The sequence below is a fragment of the Nonomuraea roseola genome (genome assembly GCF_039535395.1).
In the GTDB taxonomy this organism is placed as follows: domain Bacteria; phylum Actinomycetota; class Actinomycetes; order Streptosporangiales; family Streptosporangiaceae; genus Nonomuraea; species Nonomuraea roseola.
Map to the genome: position 1 here is coordinate 648489 of NZ_BAAAXC010000015.1, position 24624 is coordinate 673112.

Annotated in this window: 25 protein-coding genes and 1 pseudogene; 12 read left to right on the forward strand and 14 right to left on the reverse strand. The window is 71.2% G+C overall.

The genetic code is table 11. The features are described from left to right. Nucleotides 1-6 precede the first annotated feature (6 nt). From ABFX55_RS26135 to ABFX55_RS26160, 6 genes are read right to left on the reverse strand one after another with little or no spacing between them, the layout of a single operon-like run. Nucleotides 7-726, reverse strand: coding sequence for an NAD-dependent epimerase/dehydratase family protein (locus ABFX55_RS26135; RefSeq protein ID WP_346125202.1), 720 nt, complete (start codon nt 724-726; stop codon nt 7-9). 1 nt (nt 727) lies between these two features. Next, nucleotides 728-1483 carry a creatininase family protein gene (locus ABFX55_RS26140; RefSeq protein WP_346125204.1) on the reverse strand — a complete coding sequence of 252 codons (756 nt, stop codon included), beginning with the start codon at nt 1481-1483 and terminating at the stop codon, nt 728-730. A gap of 34 nt (nt 1484-1517) precedes the next feature. Continuing rightward, complete coding sequence (locus tag ABFX55_RS26145) at nt 1518-2510, reverse strand: Gfo/Idh/MocA family protein (protein WP_346125205.1); 993 nt, start codon at nt 2508-2510, stop codon at nt 1518-1520. Continuing rightward, the gene (locus tag ABFX55_RS26150) at nt 2507-3274 is read right to left on the reverse strand and encodes an amidohydrolase family protein (RefSeq protein WP_346125206.1); all 768 of its coding nucleotides are present in this window, start codon (nt 3272-3274) and stop codon (nt 2507-2509) included. The genes ABFX55_RS26145 and ABFX55_RS26150 overlap by 4 nt, the downstream gene beginning before the upstream one ends. After that, the gene (locus ABFX55_RS26155) at nt 3271-4101 is read right to left on the reverse strand and encodes an NAD(P)-dependent oxidoreductase (protein WP_346125207.1); all 831 of its coding nucleotides are present in this window, start codon (nt 4099-4101) and stop codon (nt 3271-3273) included. The genes ABFX55_RS26150 and ABFX55_RS26155 overlap by 4 nt, the downstream gene beginning before the upstream one ends. A 45-nt stretch (nt 4102-4146) precedes the next feature. Further along, the gene (locus tag ABFX55_RS26160; RefSeq protein ID WP_346125209.1) at nt 4147-5433 is read right to left on the reverse strand and encodes an enolase C-terminal domain-like protein; all 1287 of its coding nucleotides are present in this window, start codon (nt 5431-5433) and stop codon (nt 4147-4149) included. A 64-nt stretch (nt 5434-5497) separates the two neighbouring features. Between ABFX55_RS26160 and ABFX55_RS26165 the strand changes: the two genes are divergently transcribed. Then, on the forward strand, nt 5498-6304 hold the full coding sequence (locus ABFX55_RS26165; protein WP_346125211.1) for an alpha/beta hydrolase: 807 nt from the start codon (nt 5498-5500) through the stop codon (nt 6302-6304). A gap of 362 nt (nt 6305-6666) precedes the next feature. On the opposite strand, the pseudogene ABFX55_RS26170 reads toward ABFX55_RS26165, so the two are convergent. Beyond that, nucleotides 6667-7032, reverse strand: a pseudogene (locus ABFX55_RS26170) (Gfo/Idh/MocA family oxidoreductase); the annotation flags it as partial. 95 nt (nt 7033-7127) lie between these two features. Here ABFX55_RS26170 and ABFX55_RS26175 point away from each other — a divergent pair. Continuing rightward, a complete protein-coding gene (locus tag ABFX55_RS26175; RefSeq protein ID WP_346125213.1) occupies nt 7128-8114 on the forward strand; it encodes a Gfo/Idh/MocA family protein in 987 nt (328 codons plus the stop codon). Nucleotides 8115-8173: 59 nt separating this feature from the next. Here ABFX55_RS26175 and ABFX55_RS26180 read toward each other — a convergent pair whose 3' ends face one another. Both ABFX55_RS26180 and ABFX55_RS26185 read right to left on the reverse strand, forming a co-directional pair. Further along, nucleotides 8174-9097 (reverse strand): hypothetical protein, encoded by a 924-nt coding sequence (locus ABFX55_RS26180; RefSeq protein ID WP_346125215.1) that lies wholly within the window; start codon nt 9095-9097, stop codon nt 8174-8176. Between the two features lie 29 nt (nt 9098-9126). Further along, nucleotides 9127-10764 (reverse strand): right-handed parallel beta-helix repeat-containing protein, encoded by a 1638-nt coding sequence (locus ABFX55_RS26185; protein ID WP_346125217.1) that lies wholly within the window; start codon nt 10762-10764, stop codon nt 9127-9129. Nucleotides 10765-10937: 173 nt separating this feature from the next. Here ABFX55_RS26185 and ABFX55_RS26190 point away from each other — a divergent pair, with 173 nt between their 5' ends. The 4 genes from ABFX55_RS26190 to ABFX55_RS26205 all read left to right on the forward strand — a co-directional run bounded on the left by ABFX55_RS26190 (nt 10938) and on the right by ABFX55_RS26205 (nt 15367). Next, nucleotides 10938-12215, forward strand: coding sequence for an ABC transporter substrate-binding protein (locus ABFX55_RS26190; RefSeq protein ID WP_346125219.1), 1278 nt, complete (start codon nt 10938-10940; stop codon nt 12213-12215). Continuing rightward, nucleotides 12215-13165, forward strand: coding sequence for a carbohydrate ABC transporter permease (locus tag ABFX55_RS26195; RefSeq protein ID WP_346125221.1), 951 nt, complete (start codon nt 12215-12217; stop codon nt 13163-13165). Before ABFX55_RS26190 ends, ABFX55_RS26195 begins: the two co-directional genes overlap by 1 nt. Before the next feature lie 8 nt (nt 13166-13173). After that, nucleotides 13174-14019 (forward strand): carbohydrate ABC transporter permease, encoded by an 846-nt coding sequence (locus tag ABFX55_RS26200; protein WP_183648311.1) that lies wholly within the window; start codon nt 13174-13176, stop codon nt 14017-14019. Nucleotides 14020-14107: 88 nt separating this feature from the next. Then, nucleotides 14108-15367 (forward strand): mandelate racemase/muconate lactonizing enzyme family protein, encoded by a 1260-nt coding sequence (locus ABFX55_RS26205; RefSeq protein ID WP_346125223.1) that lies wholly within the window; start codon nt 14108-14110, stop codon nt 15365-15367. A gap of 1 nt (nt 15368) precedes the next feature. Here the strand turns inward: ABFX55_RS26205 and ABFX55_RS26210 are convergent, their stop codons facing one another. Then, the gene (locus ABFX55_RS26210; protein WP_346125225.1) at nt 15369-16100 is read right to left on the reverse strand and encodes a FadR/GntR family transcriptional regulator; all 732 of its coding nucleotides are present in this window, start codon (nt 16098-16100) and stop codon (nt 15369-15371) included. Between the two features lie 170 nt (nt 16101-16270). Between ABFX55_RS26210 and ABFX55_RS26215 the strand changes: the two genes are divergently transcribed. From ABFX55_RS26215 to ABFX55_RS26230, 4 genes are all read left to right on the forward strand, one after another. Continuing rightward, nucleotides 16271-17446: a mandelate racemase/muconate lactonizing enzyme family protein gene (locus ABFX55_RS26215; protein WP_346125226.1), complete on the forward strand. Its 1176-nt coding sequence runs from the start codon at nt 16271-16273 to the stop codon at nt 17444-17446. Further along, entirely contained in the window at nt 17443-18366 is a 924-nt protein-coding gene (locus tag ABFX55_RS26220; protein WP_346125228.1) for a dihydrodipicolinate synthase family protein, read from the forward strand. Before ABFX55_RS26215 ends, ABFX55_RS26220 begins: the two co-directional genes overlap by 4 nt. A gap of 579 nt (nt 18367-18945) precedes the next feature. Further along, nucleotides 18946-19353: a hypothetical protein gene (locus ABFX55_RS26225; RefSeq protein WP_346125230.1), complete on the forward strand. Its 408-nt coding sequence runs from the start codon at nt 18946-18948 to the stop codon at nt 19351-19353. 216 nt (nt 19354-19569) lie between these two features. Next, on the forward strand, nt 19570-20814 hold the full coding sequence (locus ABFX55_RS26230) for a serine hydrolase domain-containing protein (protein ID WP_346125232.1): 1245 nt from the start codon (nt 19570-19572) through the stop codon (nt 20812-20814). Nucleotides 20815-20938: 124 nt separating this feature from the next. Here the strand turns inward: ABFX55_RS26230 and ABFX55_RS26235 are convergent, their stop codons facing one another. The 4 genes from ABFX55_RS26235 to ABFX55_RS26250 form a co-directional block, all read right to left on the reverse strand. Beyond that, entirely contained in the window at nt 20939-21820 is an 882-nt protein-coding gene (locus tag ABFX55_RS26235; protein ID WP_346125234.1) for a LysR family transcriptional regulator, read from the reverse strand. Nucleotides 21821-21832: 12 nt separating this feature from the next. Continuing rightward, nucleotides 21833-22717, reverse strand: a complete 885-nt coding sequence (locus tag ABFX55_RS26240) for a LysR family transcriptional regulator (RefSeq protein WP_346125236.1) — start codon at nt 22715-22717, stop codon at nt 21833-21835. A 229-nt stretch (nt 22718-22946) separates the two neighbouring features. Further along, complete coding sequence (locus ABFX55_RS26245; protein WP_346125238.1) at nt 22947-23324, reverse strand: helix-turn-helix domain-containing protein; 378 nt, start codon at nt 23322-23324, stop codon at nt 22947-22949. Next, on the reverse strand, nt 23287-23412 hold the full coding sequence (locus ABFX55_RS26250; RefSeq protein ID WP_346125239.1) for a hypothetical protein: 126 nt from the start codon (nt 23410-23412) through the stop codon (nt 23287-23289). Before ABFX55_RS26250 ends, ABFX55_RS26245 begins: the two co-directional genes overlap by 38 nt. 26 nt (nt 23413-23438) lie before the next feature. Here ABFX55_RS26250 and ABFX55_RS26255 point away from each other — a divergent pair, with 26 nt between their 5' ends. Together ABFX55_RS26255 and ABFX55_RS26260 are read left to right on the forward strand one after the other, a co-directional pair. Then, a complete protein-coding gene (locus ABFX55_RS26255) occupies nt 23439-23996 on the forward strand; it encodes a TetR/AcrR family transcriptional regulator (protein WP_346125241.1) in 558 nt (185 codons plus the stop codon). Between the two features lie 177 nt (nt 23997-24173). Next, entirely contained in the window at nt 24174-24521 is a 348-nt protein-coding gene (locus ABFX55_RS26260) for a methyltransferase family protein (RefSeq protein ID WP_346125243.1), read from the forward strand. The last annotated feature ends 103 nt before the right edge of the window (nt 24522-24624 follow it).

A 24624-nucleotide genomic window follows, 5' to 3' on the forward strand; every position in this document is an offset into this window, starting at 1 on the left:
CTCCTGTCACCGCTCTCGCCGGGCCAGCGGCTGCCAGCCGAGGCCGGCGAGAGCGGGCGACCAGTCCAGCACCCGCCGTTCGTGGTCGCCGGTGATCGTGTAGGCGGCGTGGCCGGGCTCCGCGCGTTCGAGCGCCGCGAGGAAGGCGGCGGCCACGTCGCTTCCCGCGGTGACCACGTCGCGGTGGTCGCCCCCGTAGACGTGCCACTCCTCGTCGGGCATGGGCCCGACCAGCCGCAGGACGGTGACCGCGAGCCCGTGCTCGGCCGCTGCCGCCTCGCACACCTGCTCGCCGAGCCGCTTGGTGAGCCCGTAGGCGTCGGTCGCGTCGGGTTCGGGGCGGGCGGTGTAGTCGCGTGCGGTGTAGTCGGTGAAGACCGACATGCTGCCGGCGTAGACCGCGCGCCGTACCCCTGCCGCGGCGCAGCCCTGCAGGGTCACGTAGGTCCCCGTCACGTTGGCCGCGAAGTGGCTGGCCACCCACTCGGGCCCCTCGCGCCAGCCGGTCTTGCGCCCCATGGCCAGGTAGACGACGGCGTCCTGGCCCTCGGCCGCGCGCTCGACCGCGCCTGGATCGGTGACGCTTCCGTGGAAGAACTCGCTCCCGTGGAAGGGCTCGTCGCGGGGAGGGCTGAGGTCCATGACGCGGACCGTGTGACGGGTGGCGAGCACGGGCACCACGAGCCTGCCCACGGCTCCCGACCCGCCCGCCACGAGCACCCTCACCTCACGCCTCCGCTTCGGCGGCGAAGGCGCGGGCGAACTCCAGCGCTCTGCCGTACGCCGTCGCGACGATCTTCTCCCCCAGCTCCAGGCCCGCCAGGCGGGCGTCGCCGAGCGCGCCGCCCGCCGACAGCGCGTCGTAGGCGAGCGGCAGGTCCACCCTCGACGCGGGCGGCGCGGCGTGCGGCAGGACAGGGAGCGCAGGGTCGGGCGGCCCGATCCGGTCCGCGCGGACGACCTGCGGCGCCAGCGCCATCGCCACCGACGTCTCGCCCTCGCAGGCGTGGCCGTATCGCTCGCTGCCCATCAGGTCCTGGATGAGATCGCCCGCCAGCGTCGCCCACATGACGTGGGCCATGATCACCCCGTGGTCACGCCGCAGCTCGCGTCCCGCGAGCCTGACCGCGTCCACGTTGCCGCCGTGGCCGTTGACCACGAGGATCCTGCGCAGCCCCGCCGCCGCGAGCGACTCGGCCACGTCGCGCAACACGCCCAGCAGGGTCGCGGGCCTGAGGGTGAGAGTGCCCGCGAACGGCAGGTGATGCTCCGACAGCCCGTACGGCAGGCCGGGGCAGAGGACCGCCTCATGGCCGAGGTCGGCGGCGAGCCTGCGGGCGAAGGCGTCGGCGATGGCGAAGTCGGTGTCGTAGGTGAGGTGCCTGCCGTGCTGCTCGGTCGAGCCGATGGGCAGGATGGCGATCCTCGCCCTGGTGAGGGCCTCGCCGATCTCATCGGTGACCATCCGCGCGAGTTCGTTCACCTGGTTCCTCCGTGTGTTCTGACAGGGTGCCGGTTCATGGCGCGCTCTGGGCGAGGCCGTCGAGCACCCGCATCGCGGGCAGGATGTCGTCGACCGTGCAGGCGGGCCGCCGCCCCCGCGTGATCGCGGTGACGAAGTCGCGGTCCTGGCGGGCGAGCCCTTCGCGCTCCATGCGGTCGCCGTCGCCGCGGTCGACGAGCACGCCGTCGTGGTCGCGCAGCACTCCTCCCGACAGCCGCAGGGTGCGGTCCTCCGCGATGATCGTCAGGTCTCGCACGGCCAGGCGCGAGTGATAGGAGAGGGCGATCGTGGCCAGTCCGCCCCCGGGCGCGCGGAGCACGGCCGCCACGTCCATCGGCTTCCCGCTGCCCTGCCACGGCTCGCCGCGCGCCCCTCGCACGACGACCGCCCCCGAGGCGTCGCCCCCGCACTCGCGGGCGGACTCGGCGCCGAGGAACCACAGGGCCGCGTCGACGGTGTGCGCCCCGTGGTGCCACAGGACGTCGTCGGTCCAGTCCCTGGGGCGGCCCTCCATCCCGAGATCGCGCTGGCGCAGCATCAGCGTGCGGGCCACGACGTGCGTCACGCGCAGCTCGCCCGCCTCGACCAGCTCACGGACGGCGAGGTAGGGCGCGCAGTGGCGCAGCGTGTGGGCGACGGCCAGCTGCCTGCCGGTCCGCGCGGCGGTCCTGGCCAGCGACTCGGCCTCGCCCAGGCTGAGCGCCACGGGGATCTCGCACAGCGTGTGGAGCCCGGCGCGCAGGGCGGCCTCCGCCTGTGCGGCGTGGTGGGCGTGCGGTGAGGCGATGACCACGGCGTCGAGCCCCGGGTGGGCGTACAGGTCGCCGGCGGTGGCGTGGACGGCGGGCGGGCCGTGGCCGGGGGTGGCGTGAGCCTCGGCGAACGCCGTGGCCTGCTCGCGGTCGGGCCCCGCGACGGCCGCCAGCACCGCGCCCGCCTCCGCCAGCGCGTCCGCGTGCCGTCCGGCGATGCCGCCGGGGCCGACGATGCCCACGCGCACGCTCATGGGGCCAGCCCGAACAGCTCCCTGGCCGCGCCGCCCAGGATCTGCCGCTGGTCGTCCTCGGTGAGGTAGGGCCGCTCGAGGACGTGCCTGACGGCGGCGGCGTAGTCGCCGGGTGCGGGGTCGGGCCTGTTCCAGTCGCCGCTCCAGGTGATCCTGCGCGCGCCGTACGCGGCGACCGTCTCGCGCAGGTACGGGTCGGCGTCGGGATACGGGTACGGCGTGCCGCTGTTGGCGTGGAAACCGCCCCACATGGTGTAGGTCAGGGGGCGGGCCGCGAGGGCCAGGAAGCGGTCGAAGGCGGCGCGGTCGGCGTCGGGGTAGGTGGTGAAGCCGACGTGCTCCAGCCGTACGCGCAGGTCCGGCAGTTCGGCGAGCAGGGCGGCGAAGCGCGGGCTCGCGATGTCCTCCAGCGGTCCCCTCACGCTGGCGACCAGCCCCTCGGCGGCGATCGCCCGCCAGAGCGCCAGCGGGTCGGGGCCGGGCGAGCGGGTCTCGGCCCACAGCCTGACGCCCCTGACCAGGCCGGTCGCGGCCAGCCGCGCGACGTGCGCGGGGGCGCCGTGGGTGTCGGCCTCGACCATCGCGACGGCGGCGAACCTGCCGGGGCGCGCGGCGACGAGGCCGGTGAGGTAGGAGTTGTCGGCGTTGCCGATGAACTGGACGAGGACGGCGCCCTCCACTCCGGTCTGCGCCATGGCGGGCAGGTAGTCCTCGATCGGCGGGTACTTCCACCTGCCGACGTGCACGTGCGAGTCGACGATCACCGGTCGGCCACCCTGACCATGGCCTGGGTGCCGCGCTCGCCGCCGTGCGCGGCGCGCACCCGCTCGGCCAGCTCGGCGACCCGGTCGGTGCCGGGCATCGGCAGCTCGCCCGCCGCCTCGCGGATCAGGCGCAGATCCTTCGTGAAGTGGTCGAGCTTGAAGCCGGGCTCAAGGTCGCCTTCGGCCAGGCGTGACCACAGGAAGTCCAGCAGAGGGGAGCCCGCCACGCCCGGTCTGACCGACTCGCGGACCCTGTCGACGTCGAGCCCGCCGTGCACCGCCAGCGCGTACGCCTCGCAGGCGGCCAGCGTCGCCCCCGCCACGAGCGTCTGGTTGACCAGCTTGGCCAGCTGTCCCGAGCCCGGCGGCCCGTGGTGGACGACGGTCGATCCCATGAGCTCCAGCAGCGGCCTGACGCGCTCGAAGGCGGCAGGGTCGCCGCCCACCATGATCGACAGCGTGCCCGCACCCGCACCCGCGGGGCCGCCGCTCACCGGAGCGTCCAGCACGGCCACGCCTCTGCGCTCCCCCTGCGCCGCCCACGTCCTGGCCAGGGCGGGGGCGGTGGTGGAGCAGTCGACGACGACAGTGCCGGGAGCCGCGCACTCCAGCACCTCGGCCATGACCTCGGCGGGGAAGGGCAGCATCGTGATCACCACCTCCCCCTTCACCTCAGCGACCGTCGCCGCCGCGCTCGCGCCCAGCTCCACCAGCGGGCCCGTACGGCCGGCCGTGCGGTTGTGCGCCGTCACCCGATGCCCCGCCCCGAGGAGGCGGCGGGCCATCGGCTCGCCCATCAGGCCGGTACCGATCCATCCCACATGCATGGTCAACGACTCTACGGTCCGAACGGCGCAAAGAAAAGACATAGGTCAGAGGATTCCGGGACGCGCCGGGCCCGGCACGATGTGTCCCTGACGCACCTGGACGAGGTGGCCGGGCAGGCCGTCGTTGGCGCGCGGAGCGTACTGGCGGCTGTTGTACTCGAAGGCGGGCCAGTCGAGCGGCAGGGCCGCGGCCAGCCTGGCCGAGTGCGCCAGCGCCACGTCCACGGCGGTGAGGTCCTGGACGGTGACACGCAGGCCGTGGCCGCGGGCGTGGGCCAGGCTCCTCATCGCCAGACTCTGCCCCCTGGCGGCCTTGACCACCAGGCCGCTCCAGCCCTCCTCGGCGAGGCGGGACAGGTCCCGCTCGGCGGCCAGGCTCTCGTCGGCGAGCACGGGCAGCCTGTCGGCGATCCTCCTCATGCCGTCGGGGTCGGGCGGCGCGTCCCTGGGAACGGGCTGCTCCAGGTAGGCGAGGGCGTCCCACGCCGGGCTCGCGCGCAGGATGTCGAGCAACTCCACGACGGCCGCGGTCTCGGCGTAGCCCTCGTTGGGGTCGAGCGAGATCGTGTGGTGGCCGCCGGGGCTCTTGCGCAGGACGCGGTGGACGTCGGCGACCCTGCGGGCGTCCGCGACCGGGTCCTGCCCCGTGAGCTTGACCTTGACGTGGGTGATGCCCTCGGCGCGCAGCCACGCCCGCAGCGGCCTGACGGGCCAGGCCGTCCCTCCATGGTCGCGGCCTTCACGGCCCCTGACCGATGGCTCGGTCCTGGCGCGCCGCCCTGGCGACTCCAGCGGATCGCCCACCCCCACGACGTGCTGGACGGGGAGCAGGTGGCGTGGGCGGCCGAGGGCGAAGCCCTCGTAGAGCGAGGTGGCCGGACGCCTCGCCGCGCGCGCCCAGCCGTCGTGGACGGCGTTGTCGACCGCGCCCAGGGCGAGGGCCGCCGCCAGTGCGGGCATCGGCTCGCCGTCACCTCCGCCCTGCGCGCCTTCCCCGTTCGACGTCAGGCCGGCCGCGAGCTCCGCGCAGATCGCGAAGGGATCGCCTGGCCCCGCCGTGAGCGCGGCGGCCGCGAGGCGCTCGGCCAGGGCGCGCATCGCCAGGTCGCGGGCGGCCCACGACAGCCGCGACACCGGCCACGACCAGGGAACCGACAGAACGCTCGCGCCCTCTCCGCACGCCAGGCGGCCGGCGCGGTCCTCGACGGTCACCCTGACGATCGCCAGGGTGAACCTGTCGACCGTCGCGCCCGCGAGGCGTAAGGGGTGGTCGAGCTCGATGTCGCGGAAGGTGGCCGCCGCCTCGCGGATCGCTATGTCTGTCGAACGCATCTCGCCAACCTAGGACCTAGGATCTATCTTCGGAGCTACCATTCCACCACACGCAGGGAGCGCCGTGAAGATCGTGAGTTTGCCGTACGACTCGATTCCCTCCGAGCGACGCGGCCTCGACCTGCTGGAACCGGCGCGGGTGCGCGCGCCGTACGCCCTCTGCTTCGTGCACGGCGGCGGCTGGACAGGCGGCGCCAGGGAGCAGTGGCACGAGCAGATGCGCGCGGCGGCAGGAAGGGGCACGGTGAGCGCGTCGCTCGGCTACCGGGTGGGCGGGCGGCTGGCGGAGATGACGGCCGACGTGGCCGACGGCTACCACCGCCTGCGGGGGCTGCTCGGCGAGTTGCCCGTCGCCCTGGTCGGCAGCTCGGCGGGCGCGCATCTGGCCACGCTGCTCGCCCTTGACGGCCACCGCGAGGGCGAGGCGCCGCTGGCGTGCGTGAGCCTCAACGGGCCCGGCACGCCGTTCTCCTGGCAGGGCATGCACCCGGAGATCGGGCCGGCCGTCCAGCGGCTCGCGGAGGAGGGGGGCGACGCGGCCGACCCCGGGGCGCTCGCCCACGCGGGAGCGCCGCCCTTCCTGTTCGTCGTGGTCGGCAAGGAGCGCTTCTTCCCGCATGCCCACGTCCACGCCCTGGCCGCCCTGCTGCCCTCCGCCAGGGTCGTGACCCTGCCCGGCGCCGAGCACGGCTTCTTCTACCGCACCGGCTCCGAGGGCTCGGCTGCCGCTCAGGCGGAGATCGACGCGTTCCTCACAGCCTCGGTGACCGATTCCAGCACGCGGATCGGCGCCAGCAGGTCGTCGGCTCCGAGCGGCCACTCCCCCGTGTCCACCATGTCGGCGAAGCGGCGCAGCGAGGGCAGCGTGTAGTCCTTGCCGAGCAGCAGCCGATCGGCGGCAACCGCCTTCGCCCCGACCACCTGGAGGTGGAAGGGCACGGCGGTCGAGGCGTCGCGTTCGACCAGGTTGATCACGGCGTGCGCGTCCCCCGCCCGCACGGTGGCGAGGACCACGCCCTCCAGCACCGACACGACGGGCGCGGCGGTGGGCGCGGGCAGCAGGTGCAGGGCCAGCTCGACCGCGTGCACGCCGTAGAAGCCGACCCCGCCGAACGGGCTGTCGCGCTGGACGGGCCCGGTGGCGACCACCGCGCGCAGCTCGCCCACGTCGGACGACAGCTCCTCCAGCGCCGCGTTCCAGCGCAGCGCGCTGAAGGAGGTGACGGGCGCGCCCCCGGCGCGGGCCGCCTCCAGGATCGCCTCCGCGTCGGCGACCGTCGTCGCCAGCGGCTTGTCGACGAAGACCGGGATGCCCGCCTTGAGCAGAGGCTCAGCGTGCCTCCTGTGCAGGGAGCCGTCCCTGTCCATCACGATCACCGCGTCGACCAGGCCGATCAGCTCCTCAGGGCGCTCCACACGCGTGGGAACCCCGAGCTGCTCGGCCCGCTCCCGTGTGCCGCCGTGAACCGCGACGACGCGCGCGGCCCCGAGCGCGCGCTCCTCGTTCAGGTGCCTGACGGCGTGATCGGCATGGGTGTTGTCGGTGCCGATGATGCCCACTCGCATGGCTGCTCCGTTCTCCGATGTCCGGGCGATCATATGACATAGGTCAGTTGCAGGCCATTCTGCCCGTCTTATTGACCCTTTTCCGGCGTAGAACTAGAGTCCTAGGTCATATCTATGGAGGGAGAGCCGTGCGATTCGGGATCGTTGGATGCGGGGTCATCGGGGCGTTGCACGCGAGGTTGATCGCCGCCATGGACGGTACGGCCGAGCTGGTCGCCGTGGCCGACACCGACCTGGAACGGGCCTCGCGGCTGGCCGCCGAGCACGGCGTGGACGCGCACGGCGACCTCGCCGAGCTCTACGCCAGGCAGGACGTCGACGCGGTCGTCGTCTGCGTGCCGAGCGGCCTGCACGCCGAGGCCGCGGTGCCGGCGCTTCGGGCGGGCAAGCACGTGGTCATCGAGAAGCCGATCGACATCACGCTGGAGGCCGCGGACCGGATCATCGCGGCCGAGCGCGAGTCGGGCAGGACCGTCACGGTGATCAGCCAGCGCCGGTTCGAGCCGTCCTTCCGGCGGCTCAAGGCGGCGATCGAGGCGGGCGAGCTCGGCCGCCTCACCTCCGGCGCGGCCGAGGTGACGCTGTGGCGCCCGCAGTCCTACTACGACTCGGGCGGCTGGCGCGGCACCTGGGCGCTGGACGGCGGCGGCGCGCTGATGAACCAGGGCGTGCACGTCGTCGACCTGATGCTGGCCCTGCTCGGGCCCGCTGCGGAGGTGTCGGCGTACGCGGGGCTGCTCGCGCACGAGGGCATCGAGGTGGAGGACACCGCGGTCGCGGCCGTGCGGTTCGCGGGAGGCGCCCTGGGACGGCTGTTCGCCACCACCGCCGCGCACGGCGGCGCCAGCGTGCGGGTGTCGGTGCACGGCGACAGGGGGTACGCCGTCGTGGAGAACGAGGTGTTCGCCTCCTTCAAGGTGGGCGAGGAGGACAGAACCGAGCCAGGGGAGCGGCTGGGAGCGCAGGCGCATCACCTGCAGCTGGCCGACTTCGTCTCCGCCGTGGCGGAGGGCAGGGCCCCCGAGGTCACCTCTGCCGACGGCCGCGCCGCGCTGGCGCTGGTGCTGGCCGTCTACGAGTCCGCCCGCTCGGGTGGCCCGGTCAAGCCGGGCTGACCAGCGGGTACGGCCTCCGCCCTCCCTCCCCTTCCGGTCCTGGGGAGGGAGGGCCGAGGTCATGCGGGGTGGCCGAAGCGGTAGGAGGCGTCGAGCCGCCAGGTCGTACCGGGCGTGACCACCTCCTGCTGTCCCGGATACACCCTGGTCGGATAGGCCTTGTTGTAGACGCCCGTGTAGACCCAGATGCCGTGGCCCGCCGACCTGGCGTACCCGCCGAAGAAGTCGGGCCCGACCTCCACCGAGAGGGTCGCGCCGTTGAGCGCGTTGAACAGCCGCACACCGGGAGCGTCGGCGTGCGCGCCGGGCCCCGGCGCCTGCGTGCGGGCCCTGTCGGTGAACCTGCACGCGCTGCTCACGTCGGGCTCGTTCACCGCGGGCAGCATCGCCCCGTAGGCGGCGTCCACCGTCCGCTCCGCCCGCCAGCCGAGATCCCAGCGCAGGCGCAGCCCCTCGGGGGTGATCACGTGTCTGACGCGCACCTCCGCGACCTCGGCCTTCGACCTGTCGTAGACGATGTTCTCCTGGGCCAGCTCGAACTCCTCTCCAGGGGTGTACTCGGCGCTCGGGGCGGGCCTGCCGTCGAGGAGGGGAAGGAACTCCCGCAGCTGCTCGTAGCCGTGGGAGCCCGTCACGTGCGCCCCGCCGACGAACTTGATCGCGTACTCGTAGTTGGCGCCGGTGGTGAGCCTGCGCGTGCCGATCTCGGTCACGCCGGGACCCGGGGCGTCGGCCGACAGCAGCACCGCCGCCACCTCCTGCACCCTCCAGGCGTCCAGGTGGATCGAGGTGTCGACGAAACGCTTCAGGTCGTAGCGGATCCAGCGATGGCCGGGCCTTCGCGTCCAGATCCGCAGCTCGGCGGGGCTACGCCGGTGCAGGTACAGGTTCGAGACAGCCGTGGCCTCGGCCCGCGACCGTCCTGCCGTGAGCGCGCCTGCCACCGCCGCCGCGCCGACCACCAGCATCGATCGACGTTCCACTCGGCCGTCCTTCCGTCGCGGGGCGGTGGTCAGGCGGGCAGGTCGGCGACCTTGCGCCAGTCGGCGGCCGAGGCGGTGCCGGTGGCGACGTAGAGCGCGGCGCCCTGCAGGGCCAGCTGCCCCTGGTAGGAGGGGACGGCCGTGATGGAGGCGGGCACGCCCTGGGCCGCCTCGGGACGCCAGGTGCCCGGCGTGTCCGCCACGACGCACACCCAACGCAGCGGCTGCCCCGGGGCCGGGTCGCGCAACTGGACGACCATGCCCTTCTCCCAGTAGCCCGTGGTGGGCAGCGCGTCCAGCGTCACGACGAAGGAGTAGGTGATGTTCTCCTTCGACCCCGTCTTGAACATGCCCTCCTTGTTGCCGGTGAGCGTGTTGGCGCCGATGTCCACCCCCTTGGTGCGCTCATGGATGAAGATGCCGTAGTCCTGGGTCTTGGTCTGCTGGTCGTCGAAGCAGCGGTTGCCGGTGATGACCACGTTCTCCGCCTTGAAGCCCGCGCGCGCGTAGGTCCTGATCCCCCCGCGCGCCTCGACGCTCAGGCCGCCGCCGTAGTTCTGGTAGTTGTTGTAGACCACGTTGCCGACGACGGTGACGTCGTTGCTCTGCCAGACGTTGATGCCGACGGTGTTGCAGTACCCGACGATGTTGTTGGCGATCACCAGCTTGCGGCAGCGGTCGGTCGACAGTCCCGCGTCGCCGCCGTAGAAGAGCACGTTGCGCTCGAAGACGCCGTCGAAGATGTCGTAGACGGCCAGCAGGTCGGCGTTGCCGCCCTTGCCGTAGGCCTTGCGGTTGCCGACGACGCTGTTGTCCATCGCGCGGACGTAGCGGTGCTTGTGCAGGCTCTGCTTGTTGCCGCCCGCGGTGATGTAGATCGGGTAGCCGACCTGCGGGAAGGTGCCGCCGATCCGCTCCAGGCGGCACCTGCTGACGGTCAGGTGCTCGGTGTGGCTGGTCGCGTTGCCGAGCACGTGCACGCCGAACTGCGTGACGTCGTGGACGTCGCAGTCGTCGATGGTGACGTGGCTGGAGTTGCCCGCGATGTTGATCCCGACGTACGCCTTGGTCACCCTGCAGCCGGTGATCTGGACGCGGCGGGAGTTCAGGAACCTGATGAGCGCGCTGGAGGCCTCGCCGGACTCGATGTCGTAGGTGCCCGCGCTGATGCCCTCCACGTGCACGTTGTCCACGAGCACGTCGGTGCCCCCGGTGACCAGGACACCGGCCACGAGCGAGGGCCGCTCGTCGCACATGATCTTCAGGTTGCGCAGGGCCACGGTCGAGACGCCCGTGGCGGAGATCACCTGCGGCTCGCCGTACCCGGCGGTCAGCACGATCGACGCCCTCGACCTGTCCGAGACGAGCGCGACCCCGCTCTTGAGCTTCAGCGACGTGCCGATCAGGTAACGGTGGCCCGCGGCCAGGTGGACGGTGCCGCCGCCCGCCGCAGCCGCCGCGTCGATGGCGCGCTGCAGGGCGGCGGCGTCGTCGGCCACGCCGTCGGCGATCGCGCCGTAGGCGATGGCGGGGTAGGCGTTGAGGTCGTTGGGCTTGGTGAGGGACGCCTCGGCCGGCGTGGCCGCCGCCAGAGGGACCGTGACGGCCGCGCCGAGCAGGCCGAGTCCCGCGAGCACGCGGCGGCGGGGGGTTTCCTGAGCAGTCACCGCAGGGACCTTTCGTTAGGACCTAGGACAGAAGGGTTGGCCGGAATGTAACCGCCGCGACAGCCCCCGTCAAGGAATCGGCCCCACCGGAACGCCTCTTGACCGCACGCCGATGCGCTGTACGGTGGGCACACACATCTGTCCTATGTCTTAGTTAAGAGAGGGCGGTGCCCATGGTGATCAGCCGAGGCGGAACCGCGATCATCGCCGCCGTCTGCCTGCTGACCGCGTGCGGCGGTCAGCCGGGTGGCACGGGCAAGGAGATCACGATCTGGAGCATGTGGTCGGAGGGCGAGCCCAACCAGAAGGTGCTGGCCGAGGCCGCCAAGGACTTCGAGAAGGAGACCGGGGTCAGGGTCAGGACCCAGTGGAAGGGCCGCACCGCGGTCAAGACGTTCCTGCCGAGCCTGAACACCGACAACGTGCCCGCCGACCTGGTGGAGGGCAACAACAGGGAGCTGACCAGGCAGTTCGCCGCCACCAAGGCGGCTCTCGACCTGTCCGACGTCTACGGCGTGAAGGTCCACGGCGAGCAGGCCACCGTCGCCGACACCGTGGGCGAGGCCTACAGGCGGATGGCCACCTCGGCCGACGGGGTGGTGACCCAGCTGCCCTACCAGGTCTCGACCTACGGCTGGTTCTTCAACGGCAAGACCTTCCCCGAACTGGTCACCGCCCCGCCGAAGACCTGGGAGGACTTCACCGCCGTGCTGAGGGCGCAGAAGGCCAAGGGCCGCAGCCCGCTCGGGCAGGACGGCAGCATCCCCAACTACAACGTGCGCTACCTGGAGCACTTCGCCCGCGCGCTCATGGGCGACGAGGGCTGGCACGCGCTCGCCCCCGACCGGACGGGGCAGGGCTGGCTCAGGCCCGAGGTGCTGAAGGCCGCCACGATGGTCGAGTCGCTGGCCAAGGGCGGCTACTTCCCCGCCGGGTTCAACGCCACCAAGTTCCCCGCCATGCAGCAGAAGTGGGCGGGCGGGGAGTCCGACTTCCTCTACCAGGGCACCTACCTGCCCAAGGAGGTCGCGCCCTACGCCGACCCCGGCTTCGAGTTCCGCGCCTTCCGCTTCCCCTCGGTGGAGGGCAGGACCCCCACGATGAACGTCACCACCACCGGGTTCGGCATTCCCAAGAAGGCCCGCAACGCCGCCGACGCCAAGCGCTTCCTGGCCTTCTTCCTGCAGAAGAAGTACCAGGAGAAGGTGTCGAGCGTGGCGCTGGAGATGTCGGTGCGAAAGGACGTCCCCGCCGCCGCGCAGGTCGCCGACCTGAAGCGGGCGCTCGACAGCGGGGAGATCAACAAGGCGGACGTGGTCGACGTCGGCGACTTCAACGCCAAGGTGCTGCTGCCGCTCAGCGACGAACTGCTCTTCGGGAAGATCACCGCGGTCGGGTTCACCCAGAAGATGGCCGAGAACGCCGCCGCGTACTGGAAGTCGAAGGGCTGATGGCCACTCCCGTCCTGGAGCGTACGGCGGCGCGGCCCGCCGTACGGGTGGAGGGCATCGGGCCCTTCGAGGCGGCCAGGCGGCGGATGATCGGCCCCTTCCTGCTGCCCGCGCTGCTCGTCTACGCGCTCGTCATGATCGTGCCGAGCGTCTTCACCGTCTGGATCAGCTTCAACGACTGGGCGGGCGCGGGGCCGATGGAGTGGGCGGGGCTCGGCAACTACACCGAGATGATCGCCGACCCGGCCTTCGGCCAGTCGTTCGTGAACACGATGAAGATCCTCTTCGGTGTGGGCGGCGCCGTCTTCCTCATCTCCTTCGTGCTGACCATGCTCCTGCAGGACATGGTCGGCAGGAAGTTCGTGCGCGCCGTGGTGTTCTTCCCGAGTCTGGTGCCGGGGCTGGTGATCGCCATCCTGTGGGGGTTCATGCTCGACCCCGACGGGCTGGCCAACTCGGTGCTCGAGGCGCTGGGCGTGGCAGAGCCGCCGCTGTGGCTGGCGCCGGAGAACATGTTCACCACCGTGATGGCGGGCATGACGTGGCTGGCGGCGGGGACCTACACAGTGATCTTCATGGCCGCCGCCGACCGCATCCCCCGCGCCTTCTACGAGGCGGCCGAGCTCGACGGCGCGTCGGCGGTGCGCAGGTTCTGGCACATCACCATGCCGCTGATGTGGGACGTCATCGGGGTGTGCGCGGTGCTGTGGGCGATCGGCGCGCTGAAGACCTTCGAGTTCGTGCTCGTCTTCGCCGGAGCCACCGGCAGCCTGCCGCCCACGGGCCTCTGGACCTTCTCCGTCTACGCCTACGCCGGCGCCTTCCCCTCCGACGGCGTCCCGAGGTACGGCATCGCCTCGGCGGCCGCCGTCCTCACCATGGTCCTCACCGTCGTGCTGACCCTGTTGGTCCGCAGGGTGATGGGCCGCCGCGAGCGGACCGACTACTGAGGAGCCGCATGACCACCCGCACCGTACGGCGCAGCCGCGGCCCGCTGTTCCTCCTGGCGATGCCGCTGGCCTGGTCGCTGGCCGTCTTCGACCTGTTCGTGGTCGGCTGGATGGCGCTGTCGTCGCTCAAGACCACCAGGGAGGTCGTCCACGACCCGTGGGGCCTGCCGTCCGAGCTCCAGTGGGGCAACTACGGCGAGGCCTGGACCTCCGCCGCCTTCGGCGACGGCGTGCTCAACTCGCTGCTGCTGGTGACGGGCAGCGGTCTCGGCACGATCCTGCTGGCCGCGCCCGCCGCCTACGTGCTGTCGCGCTTCCGCTGGCGGCTGTCCGGCCCCGTCACCGTCTTCTTCGCGATGGGGCTCGGCATCCCGGGACCCGCCATCATGATCCCGATCTACCTCGGCCTCGACCGGATGGGGCTGATCGACTCGCTGGCGGGCCTGCTGATCGTCTACATCGCCACGAACCTGCCCTTCTCGGTCTTCTTCCTCACGGCCTTCTTCGCCTCGCTGCCCCGTGAGCTCGAGGAGGCCGCCGCGCTGGACGGCTCCAGCCCGTACCACACCTACTGGCGCGTCATGCTGCCGCTGACCAGGTCGGGGCTGATCGCGCTGTTCATCCTGCAGGCCATCGGCGACTGGGGTGAGACGTTCTTCGCCCTGTCGTTCCTGCGGGAGCAGAAGACGATCTCCCTGACGCTGCTGAACTTCATCCAGACGATGCAGTACACCGGCGCCCGCTGGTCGGTGCTGTTCGCGGGGATCTGCATCGTCGTCATCCCCCTGCTGCTGCTCTACCTGTGGATGAGCAGCCGCCTCATCGAGGGCATCGCCGCCGGATACGGGAAGTGACAGAAATGATCTTCCTGGTCGACGGCGCCGCCGACATCACGGTGGACCTCGACGACGTCGCTCTCTTCACCATCGGCAAGGAGCAGTCATGAGCCTGCGTGTGACCGCTGTCGAGCGCATCACCCTGCACGTCCCCTTCAGGGAGCGCTCACGGCCGTGGAACGACATCCTGGTCTCGGAGTTCGGCGTGGTGGAGGTGGTGCGGGTCCGCACGAACTCCCCCGGCCTGATCGGGTACGGCGAGAGCCTGCCGCACTACACCTGGGCCAGGACCACCGACGAGAGCGCCGCCCGCGTGGTGGACCGCCACCCTGCCGAGCTGATGGCCGACGACTCCCTCGGCGCCGGCCTGCAGATGGCGCTCCACGACGTGGTCGGCAGGGCCCTCGGCGTGCCCGTGCACCGACTGCTCGGCCAGCCGATGGTGCGCCAGTGGTGCCCGCTGGCCTGGTGGAGCACCAAGATGCCGCCCTCCGTGCTGGCGCAGGAGGCCAAGGACGCGCTCGCCGAGGGCTACCTCGCCCACAAGCTCAAGGCCAGGCCATGGTTCGACGTCCACGAGCAGGTGGCCGCGCTCTCGGCCGTCACGCCCGAGACCTACGTGCTCGACCTCGACTGGAACGGCATGCTGCGCACGCCGGGGGAGGCTATCGAGGTGCTGCGCGAGCTGGACCGGCAGCCGCGCGTGGGCATGTACGAGTCTCCGGTGCTGCAGTCGGACGTGGCGGGGCAGAAGGCCGTCCGCGCCAGGGTGAACAGGCCGGTCGCCGAGCACTACAACAAGGCGCTGTTCCCCGTGTGGATGAGGGAGGACGCCGTCGACGGCTTCGTGTCGTGCAACGCGGGCGTGGCCGGCACCCTGGCCCAGGGGCTGCAGGCGGCGGCCTTCAACAAGGACCTGTTCCTGCAGATCGTCGGGCCAGGGCTGACCACGGCGTGGACACTGCACCTCGGCGCGGTGCTCACCCATGCCCGCTGGCCCGCCGTCACCTGCCTCAACGTCTACGCCGACGACCTGATCACCGAGCCGATCGAGATCCGCGGCGGCTACGCCAGGGTCCCCGAGGGGCCCGGCCTCGGCGTCACCCTCGACGAGGACGCGCTGGAACGCTGGCGGGTGCCCGACGGGTTCACCCCCACGCCGCCCAGACGGCTGCTCGGCTTCCACCTCGGCGACGGTCGGGTGCGCCGCTACGCGGGCATCAAGCAGCTGTTCGAGGAGTGCAGGTATGTCGGCAACCTGCCGGTCCAGCCGCGCGGCGCCAGCCTGGACGTGCGCGAGGACGACGGCACGGCGGAGTTCGACGCGCTCTACCGGCAGGCGGAGCGCGCCCCTGTCTGGGAGTAGCTCACTCCGGGCCGTCGCCGCGGAAGGTGCGCTGGACACGCTCCAGGTGGGTGCGCATCTGCTGCTCGGCCAGCGCCGCGTCACCGGTGCCGAGGCCGAGCAGCAGGGCCCTGTGCTCGGCGTCGCTCTCCGCGTGCGACTCTCCGAGGATCTCCGTCAGCTCCTTGCCGCGCTCGCGCTCGGTGGCCAGCACGTCGGACAGCGCCTCGATCACCCCGCTGAAGAAGCGGTTGCGGGCCGCCTTGACGATGCCGATGTGGAAGGTCAGATCGAGCTCGACCCGCCTGCGCAGGTCGTCGCCCGCCTGCTCGGCCTCGTCGAGCAGGCTCCGCAGCCGCTCGAGCTCCTCAGGCGAGATCCTGGTGGCGGCCAGCCCCGCCGCCTTGGTCTCGAGAGCGAGGCGCAGTTCGATGAGCTCGTCGATGGCCGAGCCGTCGGCCTCCATGGCGAGCTTGAAGTAGCTGTGCACGGCCACCGGGCGCAGCTCGCTGACCACGGCGCGCTTGCCCTGGCGGGTGCGGATGACCCCCTGCTGGCTGAGCGCGCGCAGCGCGTCGCGCACGATGCGCTGGCTCACGCCGTACTCCTCGGCGAGCTTCGCCTCGGAGGGGAGCTCGTCGCCGTCGGCGAGCCCGTGACGTCCGATGTGCTCGGTGATCAGAGCGGCGACGCGGGTGCCGAGAGGCTCGCGGTCGCGTGGGAGCGCACCGGTGGGCCCGGATGACTCTGGCACGACACCTCCACTAAAGACCTATGTTCCACGTCATCGTAGACCATGGAACCGCTTCGTCAGGCCCTCTCTTGTGCGGTCGCCCAACCACGGCGACTGCAGCGAACTTCGGACTCTTGACTTAGGTCCTTTCTCTTCGGAGGATGAGGGCACCCCACCTGAGGAGCCAGCGCATGCGCGTGACCGCCGTCCGGCAGTGGATCGTCGAGTTCGGTTACTACAACGCCATCTACGTCCGCATCGAGACCGACGACGGTGTGGAGGGCGTGGCCGAGGTCGCCATGCGCCGCCGCACCAGGACGGTCTCCGCGATCGTCGAGGAGCTCGGCGAGTACCTCGTCGGCAAGGATCCCACCCGCATCGAGCAGCACTCCGAGCGGATGTACCGCGACTCCTTCCTCGGCGGCACGCTGCTGACGATCGGGATGTCGGCCATCGACGTGGCGTTGTGGGACCTCAACGCGCGTGCGCTCGGCGTGCCCGTCCACCGCCTGCTCGGCGGGAAGTTCCGCGACAGCGTGCCGGTCTACACTCACGCCAGGGCGACGGAGACCCCGGAGACGTTCGCCCGGGAGGTGGCCGACCGCATCGCGATGGGCTTCACCGCCATCAAGACCACGCTGCCCGGCTTCTACACCAAGGTCTCCAGCGTCCACCACGAGACCCCTGCGGCCATCCCCGCCAGGCAGACCGAGACCGAGCTGCTGCCCAACTGGATCTGGCCGCTGCTCGCCGAGTACTTCGCCGCCGCGCGCGAGGTGGCGGGCCCCGACGTGCACCTGATGCTCGACTGCCACGGCAGGCTGAACGTCGCCAACGCGGTACGGCTGTGCGAGGTGCTGGAGCCGTACCACCTGACCTTCATCGAGGAGCCGGTGCCGCCGGAGCGCCCCGAGTGGCTGGCCGAGGTCTCCAGGCGCTCGACCACGCCGATCGCCTCGGGCGAGCGGTGGGCGGGCCCCTACGCCGCCGCGCCCTTCCTCGAACAGCGCGCGGTCGCGGTGGCCCAGCCCGACGTCATCTTCTGCGGCGGGATCACCGCCGCCAAGCGCATCGCCACCCTCGCCGAGGCGAACGCCGTCTCCATCGCCTTCCACAACCCGTTCGGGCCGCTGGCCAGCGCGGCCACGTGGCACCTGGCCGCCACGCTGCCCAACCTCCTCATCTCCGAGTCGATGCTGACGCCCGAGCAGCTCGTCTTCTGGGACCGCTACACCGACGACCCCCCGCAGGTGAGCGGCGGCGAGTGGCTGGTCTCCGACAAGCCCGGCCTCGGCCCCCGCCTGCGGATCGAGGAGCTCGTCAAGCACCCGTTCAGGCCCGAGTACGACCGCGGAGGCACCAGGTGAGAGGCGTCTGGCCGGCCGCGCTGACCATGTTCGACGCCGAAGGGCGACTCGACGAGGACGCAACCGCCGCGCACCTCGACCTGCTCGTCACCGAGGGCGTCCACGGCCTGGTCGTGGGCGGGACCAGCGGCGAGTTCGTCGCCCTCACCGACGCCGAGCGGCGGCGGCTGCTCGAGGTGGCGGTCGAGGCCGTGGCGGGCAGGGTGGCGATCCTCGCCGGGACCGGGACCTACGCGACCTCCGCGACGATCGAGCTGACCAGGCACGCCGAGGAGGCGGGGGCGGCGGCCGCGCTCGTCGTCCTGCCGTACTTCCAGCGACCCTCGCGCGAGGAGGTCCTCGGCCACTACCGCCGTGTCGCGGCCGCCACGGACCTGCCTCTGTGGGTCTACAACATCCCCGCCAACGCCGCGACCGACCCGCTGACCACGGCCGACCTCGCGGGGCTCTACCACGAGGGCGTGGTGAGCGGGGTCAAGAGCACGCTGCCGACCGTGCACCAGATCCACGAGTTGCGCGCGGCCACCGACGAGGGGTTCCGCGCGTTCTACGGCGGTTTCACCGCCCCGCTCGAGGCGATGGCGGGCGGTGCCCACGGCTGGATCAGCGGGCTGCTGAACGTCGCGCCCGCCACGGCCGTCGAGTTGTGGGAGGCCGTGGGCGCGGGCGACCTGCCGCGGGCCCGCGCCGTCTGGGCCCGCCTGCTGCCCCTGCGCCGCCTGGTCACCGATCCCGCGGTGCGGGGCGTGAGCGACCTGGCCCTCTACCGGGGGTTGCTGCGGATATGGGGACGGCCCGCGGGCTTCTGCCGCCCTCCGCTGCGCGACCTCGACCCCACCGAACTGAGCATGCTGGAGAAGACGCTGCAGGCCGCACCATGGTGGTCTGGCTTCGATCGGCCATCCGCATCCAACGTCTGAGGAACGCCCGGCTCCCCGTTCGGCGTCGCCTTGCTCGTCAACCCGGCCTGCGGGCGACGCCGCCGCCGTCCACAAGACCTCGATGGCCCCCGCTGGACGGCGCTGGTGGTCAGGCAGGGGCACCGGCGTCGCGCGCCTGCTTGTTGATCGCCTGACTGACGCGCACCACCGGCATGTGGGGCCGTTGCGGCGTACGGCCGACGCGCAGCTCCCCGGCCAGGTCAGGAAGATCTCGATGCCCTGCGCGGCCGCAAGACCGGCGCCCACACCGCCCCCCTCGACCCGGCAGCAGACCCCGGTCACCGTCGCTCACTGAGGCCGCCCTCCGCGGCCCTCACTGGAGCCGATCACCGGAGTGGCCTGGCGCCAGTGCTCGGTGGGTTGACCAGCCCTCGCGCTCGCCACCGACCATGCGATGTGTCGTGTCAGCGGCCGTGTCAGGACGGTAGCGGCCCGGTATCAGACAGAACCGCGATGGTGGATCCATGAACGGTTCAGGGATGGCGAACTGATCACCAGCAGGACCCCATTCCACCATCGTCCTTTCCATCGAATTCCGTATTGAAGGAGCACACCACCATGTCCCTCACCCTTACCGACCAGGACAAGGCCACCCTGCGCACCGCCGCCTACGGCGCCGTCTCACTCATGGCCGCCGCCGACGCCACCGGCTCACCCCACAAGAGCGCCACCGAGGGTTCCATCGCCCTGTCCTCCGCCACCGGCCTGGTCGGTCACATCCTCGCCGCCAAGTCCAAGGACATCCACCTGTACGGCAAGACCACCGCCGCACTCGCCGACCACGTCCTCCCGGCCCTGACCGAAGCCATGAGCCTGCTCAAGCAGCACAACCCCGCCGAAGCCGACAACTTCCGCAACACCGTCATCCTCGCCACCGAAGCAGCCGCCCGGACTCACCAGGGCCCGCTCAGCCCCACCCTGGCCGCGATGACCCGCAAGATCACCGAGGCCCTCGACGCCGCCTGACGGCACGTCGTCCAGCGGCTCGCTCGGCCTGGCCGACGCCGCAGGCATGGACGACCAGGTCCGCCTGGAACACACGCGACAGCTGGCCGGCCGGCCCATCGCCGCCGACAGGATGTCGAGCTGCTCATCGTGCCCGGGGCCTGGCCCCCATCCCCCATCGACCCCGAGTCGCTCGGCGAGCCCTTCGCCTGAGCGCGACACCAGAGACGAGGAACAATGAGAACCCAGTCCCCATCAGCGATCACGACGACCAGGCTCCGCGGCAGGGTCTCGCGGCGAGTGGCGGTCAGCGCGCTGGCGGCGGCGCTGCTGGCCGGGGCGGCCACCACCGGGACGGCCGCAGCCGACAGCGGGGCCGGGTCGAAGGCCGGTGCCGGGCAGGATCGCCCGGAGCTGCACAAGGCCATGCAGGCGTTCGTCGATGCCGGTTTCGCCGGGGTGCAGCTGCGCGTGAACGATCAGCGGGGCGAGTGGGCCGGCAGCGCCGGGGTGCGCAAGCTGGGCCAGGCCGCCAGGCCGCCGACGAACGGGCGGTTCTGGACGGGCAGCGTCATCAAGCCTTTCACCGCGACCCTGGTGTTGCAGCTGGTGGCCGAGGGCAAGATCGGGCTGGACGCCCCGGTGGCCGGCTACCTGCCCGAGCTCGGTTTGGACCGGCGGATCACCGTGCGGATGCTGCTGCGGCACACCAGCGGGTTGTTCAACTACACCGGCGAATACTACGACAACGGAACGTTCGTGCCGGGGATCCCCGCCACCGGTGACGAATGGCTGGACAACAGGTTCAAGACCTACCGGCCACAGGAGCTGGTACGGCTGGCGCTGTCCAAGCCGGCGCGGTTCGAGCCGGGGACGGACCAGAACTACTCCAACACCAACTACACGCTGGCCTTGCTGCTGATCGAGAAGGTCACCGGCCACTCCTACGCCGAGGAGATGCAGCGGCGCATCCTGCGGCCGCTCGGGATGCGGGGCACCGCGGTGCCGGGCGCCCGGACCCAGCTCCCCGGGCCGCACGCTCACGGCTACTACCGCTACCAGGAAGCCGGCCAGTGGAAGACGGTCGACATCTCCCGGCAGAACCTCTCGCTGCTGGCCGGCGCCGGGGACCTGATCTCGACCACCCAGGATCTCCAGACGTTCTTCTCGGCGCTGAACGGCGGCAAGCTCCTGCCGGCCGAGTTGCTGGCCGAGATGCGCAAGCCGTACGGGAAGCTCGGCTACGGTCTCGGGCTGTTCGTGCAGGACCTGGGCCCGAACTGCGGGACCGTCTTCCAGCACAACGGCAGCCCCCCGCACGGCTACGGCGCGCTGATGTACAGCTCACCCGACGGCAAGAGGACCCTGACCGCCTCGGTGACCTGGGTGGACGAGGTCACGAGAGGTCCGGCGAAGGACTTCCAGAAGCTGGTGGACGGGCTCGTCCAGGAAGTGTTCTGCGACGGGCGCCGGATCGGCTGACGCGGCGGCCGGGATGGCCCAGCCGACGGACCGGGTACGCGTTTCGTCGGCTCGGCCCGGCGACGCCGTACCTGACCAAGTAGACAGGCGGCCGGGCTCCTGCGGGGGCCCGGCCGTTTGTTCGTCAGAGGGTGCCGAGGTCGCGGACGACCTGGGCGAAGGCGCGGATCATGTCGTTCTCCGCCTCCCCTCGCCAGGCCAGTCCGTAGTCCAGCGCGGCCATGTCGTGGATGGGCAGCCAGTCGATGTCCGGCCGGTTCCAGTAGCGGCTGGCGTGCACGGGGAAGACGTTGACGATCTCACCGGCGCTGACGAGGGTGAAGATGTCGTCGACGTTCTCGAGCTCCGCGCTCCGCTCGATGATGTTGCCCCTGGGCGTGTGCCACGGCGTGTAGCTCTCGGCCCAGTAGTCGGGGAGAGGCTTGCCGTGCGCGACCTGGAAGTCGCCGAGCATCTCCACGGAGGCCGAAGTACGGCCGGCCAGCTCGTGATCGATGGACACGGCCAGCACCCGGCGCTCGGCGAACATCGTCGGCCCCACGACGAGGTCGGGTTCCTGAACGGGCAGCCAGGTGACCAGCATGTCGACCTCTCCCCGGCGCAGCCCGCGGAAGGGCTCGACGAACGGGGCGTGCCGCAGGCGCAGGCCCCACTGCGGATGGCGGGTCCGGAAGGCCTCCCAGTAGCGGCGCAGGTCGTGGGCGTTGCCCGGGATCATGCCGATGCGCAGCACGTCGATCTTGCCCTGGGCAGCCAGCCTGGCGCGCTCCATGCTGTCCTTCAGCCCCTGGTAGATCGGGGCCAGATCCCGCCGGAGCTGCTCTCCCGCGGGCGTCAGCCGGACTTTGCGGCTGTCGCGGTAGAACAGCTGGGCGCCGATGCCGCGTTCCTGCTTCTTGATCGCCTGGCTGACTCTGGCCACCGACACGTACAGCCGTTCGGCGGTGCGTCCGAAATGCAGCAGGTCGGCCAGCGTCAGGAAGATCTCGATATCGCGTAGTTCCACGGGTTCACCAGGTCACGGGGACAGCGGGCCCAGGTCGCGGACGGCCTCGGTGAAGGCGCGGGTGACCTCGTTCTCGGCGCCGGTGCGCCAGACGAGCGCCATCTGGGCGGGCGGCGCGTCATGGATGGGCACGTAGGCGATGTCCGGTCGCGTGTAGTAGCGCATGGCGTGGCCGTGCCCTGGGGAGACCGCCTCGCCGGTGGACAGGATGGGGAGCATCTCCTCGTTGGAGGACACGATCGGCCCGATCCGGATCAGCCGCCCGCTGGGCGTCCTGAGCGGCACGAGCGCCTCACGCCAGTAGGCGGGCTTGGCGCCGCCCATGACGACCTCGTCGCCGAGGTCCTCCAGCGAGACCGACGTACGGCCGGCGAGGCGGTGGGTGGCTGCCATGGCGAGCACGACGGAGTCGATGTAGGCGACGGGGCCGACGGTGAGGTCGGGCTCCAGAACCGGCAGCCACAGGATCGCCACGTCGACCCTGCCCTCGCGCAGGGGGCCGAAGGGGTCGCCGAAGTCGATCGTCCGGAACTGGGGCTCGCAGCCGGGATGGCGGGCCGCGAACTCGTCCATGATCGGGCGCAGGTCCTGGGCGTTGCTGCTCAGCATGCCGATGCGCAGCACGTCGGTCTTGCCGCGGGCGGCCAGCCTGGCCCGCTCCATGCTGGCCTGCAGGTCCCGGTAGACGGGTGTCAGGTCGTCGCGCAGCCGTATCCCCGCAGGCGTCAGCCTCACCTTGCGGCTGTCACGATGGAACAGCTCGGCGCCGATGGCGCGTTCCTGCTTCTTGATCGCCTGACTGACCCGGGCGGCCGACACGTGGAGCTGTTCGGCGGTACGGCCGAAATGAAGCTCCTTGGCCAGCGTCAGAAAGATCTCGATATCACGAAGCTCCACGTTTCCTCCTCTCGTCAACGAGAGGAGAAGAGTGGCATATGCGCATTATCCACCGCAAAACAGACGCCTCCCGGAGTAGGCCGCTTCGGGAGGCGAATGGCCAGGCCATCGAGCGTGACCGGGTGGTGCGCATGTCCAGATCGGTCCGGAGGTTGACCGGAACGGCGCTGCTTCTCGACGCGGAACGTCCGGGGGCTGCTTCTTGGCGCGGAACATGGCCTGCCAGCCCTCACCGGCTTGCGGCCCTTGCGCGGGCGCGCAGCCTGCGCAGCGTCCGAGCATCCCTGAAGCCTGCCTCCCTGGCGGCGGCCTCGATGGTGGCGCCCTGGCGCAGGAGGTGCTCGGCCCGCTCCAGGCGTAGCGTGCTCGGATACGCCAAGGGGGTGAGCCCGGTCGCCTGGCGGAACAGCCGGGTCACGGTGCGTTCGCTGCAACCGGCCGCCTTGGCCAGCAGGCGCAGCGGCAGCCGTTCGGTGAAGCGGGACTCGATCAGGTCCTGGATCCGGTGCACGGTCTCGTCCACGTGCGAGCGCCGGCGCAGCATCGGGCTGACCTGCGCCGCGATGCCGTCACGATGGGCGTGCGACCTGGCTGTCCTCTGCGACATAGGCGAAGGTGCACGCGTAGCCGAGGTCATCGGCGGTGGAGACGACCTCGGCGGGACCGGCCACATCCGAGCTGAGCCAGGCCACCATACCATTTAGTATGGTACGGTGATGGCATGGCAAGTAAACGTGACTGGCTGGAAGCGGGCCTGGAGGTTCTGAGCGAGGAGGGCGCGCCCTCGCTGACCATCGAGCGGCTGTGCGCCCACCTCAACCTGACCAAGGGCTCCTTCTACCATCACTTCGGGGGCATGGCCAGATACAAGAGTGACCTGCTCGAGCACTTCGAGACCGAGCACACCGGCCGCTACATCGACGGCGCGGAAAGCGCGGGAGACAGCGCCCAGGCCAAGCTGTACCACCTGCTCAACCTGGTGCTCGACGACAAGGACACCGACCACGACCTGGAGATCGCGGTACGCGCGTGGGCCCTGCAGGACGCGGAGGCCCAGGCGCTGCAGCGGCGCGTCGACCAGTTGCGCGTCGACTATCTGCGCTCGCTGTGGCGGGAGCTCGGCGGCTCCGAGGACGACGCGGACCCCATGGGGCGCCTGCTCTACCTGGTGCTCGTGGGGGCGCAGCAGGTGGTTCCTCCCGTGTCCGCCGACGAGCTGAAGGAGATCTACACGCTGGCCCTGCGCCTGGCGCCGCAGGAGAAGAAAACGAGCGAGTGAACGCGCTGGCCGATGGGCGCCCCGGCTGATCACCAGCGACTGTCATCAGCACCCTCTTCTTCGCCGCCGCCCCCGGCACCGTCGCCGTCCTCGTCCTGTGGTGGATCACCGGACGGGAGTCGCGTACCCCGCTGCCCGGGTGGGAGATGACCCCGCTCAGGGCGCTCGGGGTGCTCCTTGTCCTGGCGGGCGGCGGTCATCGTCAACGCGTTCGCGCGGTTCATGGTCGAGGGGCTCGGCACGCCGCTCCCCGCCGCCCCGCCCGAACGGCTGGTGGTCGGTGGTCTCTACCGGTACGTGCGCAACCCCATGTACGTGGCGGTCTTCTCGGCGGTCATCGGGCAGGCGCTGCTGCTCGGGCAGCCCTCGCTGCTGCTCTACGTCGCGGTGGTGGCCGTCCCCGTCGTCGCGTTCGTCCGCTGGTACGAGGAGCCGACGCTGCGGGCGAAGTTCGGCGCCGACTACGACAGCTACCGCTCGAAGGTGCCCGGCTGGTGGCCGCGCCTGCGTCCCTACCGGCCATGACCGCGTGACCGAACTCGCCATCAATACCTAAATAAGCTGACAAATCATCACAGGTGAGAGCGGCCGAGACCGCACCGTGGGGAGGACCCGAGGCGAGCATTCT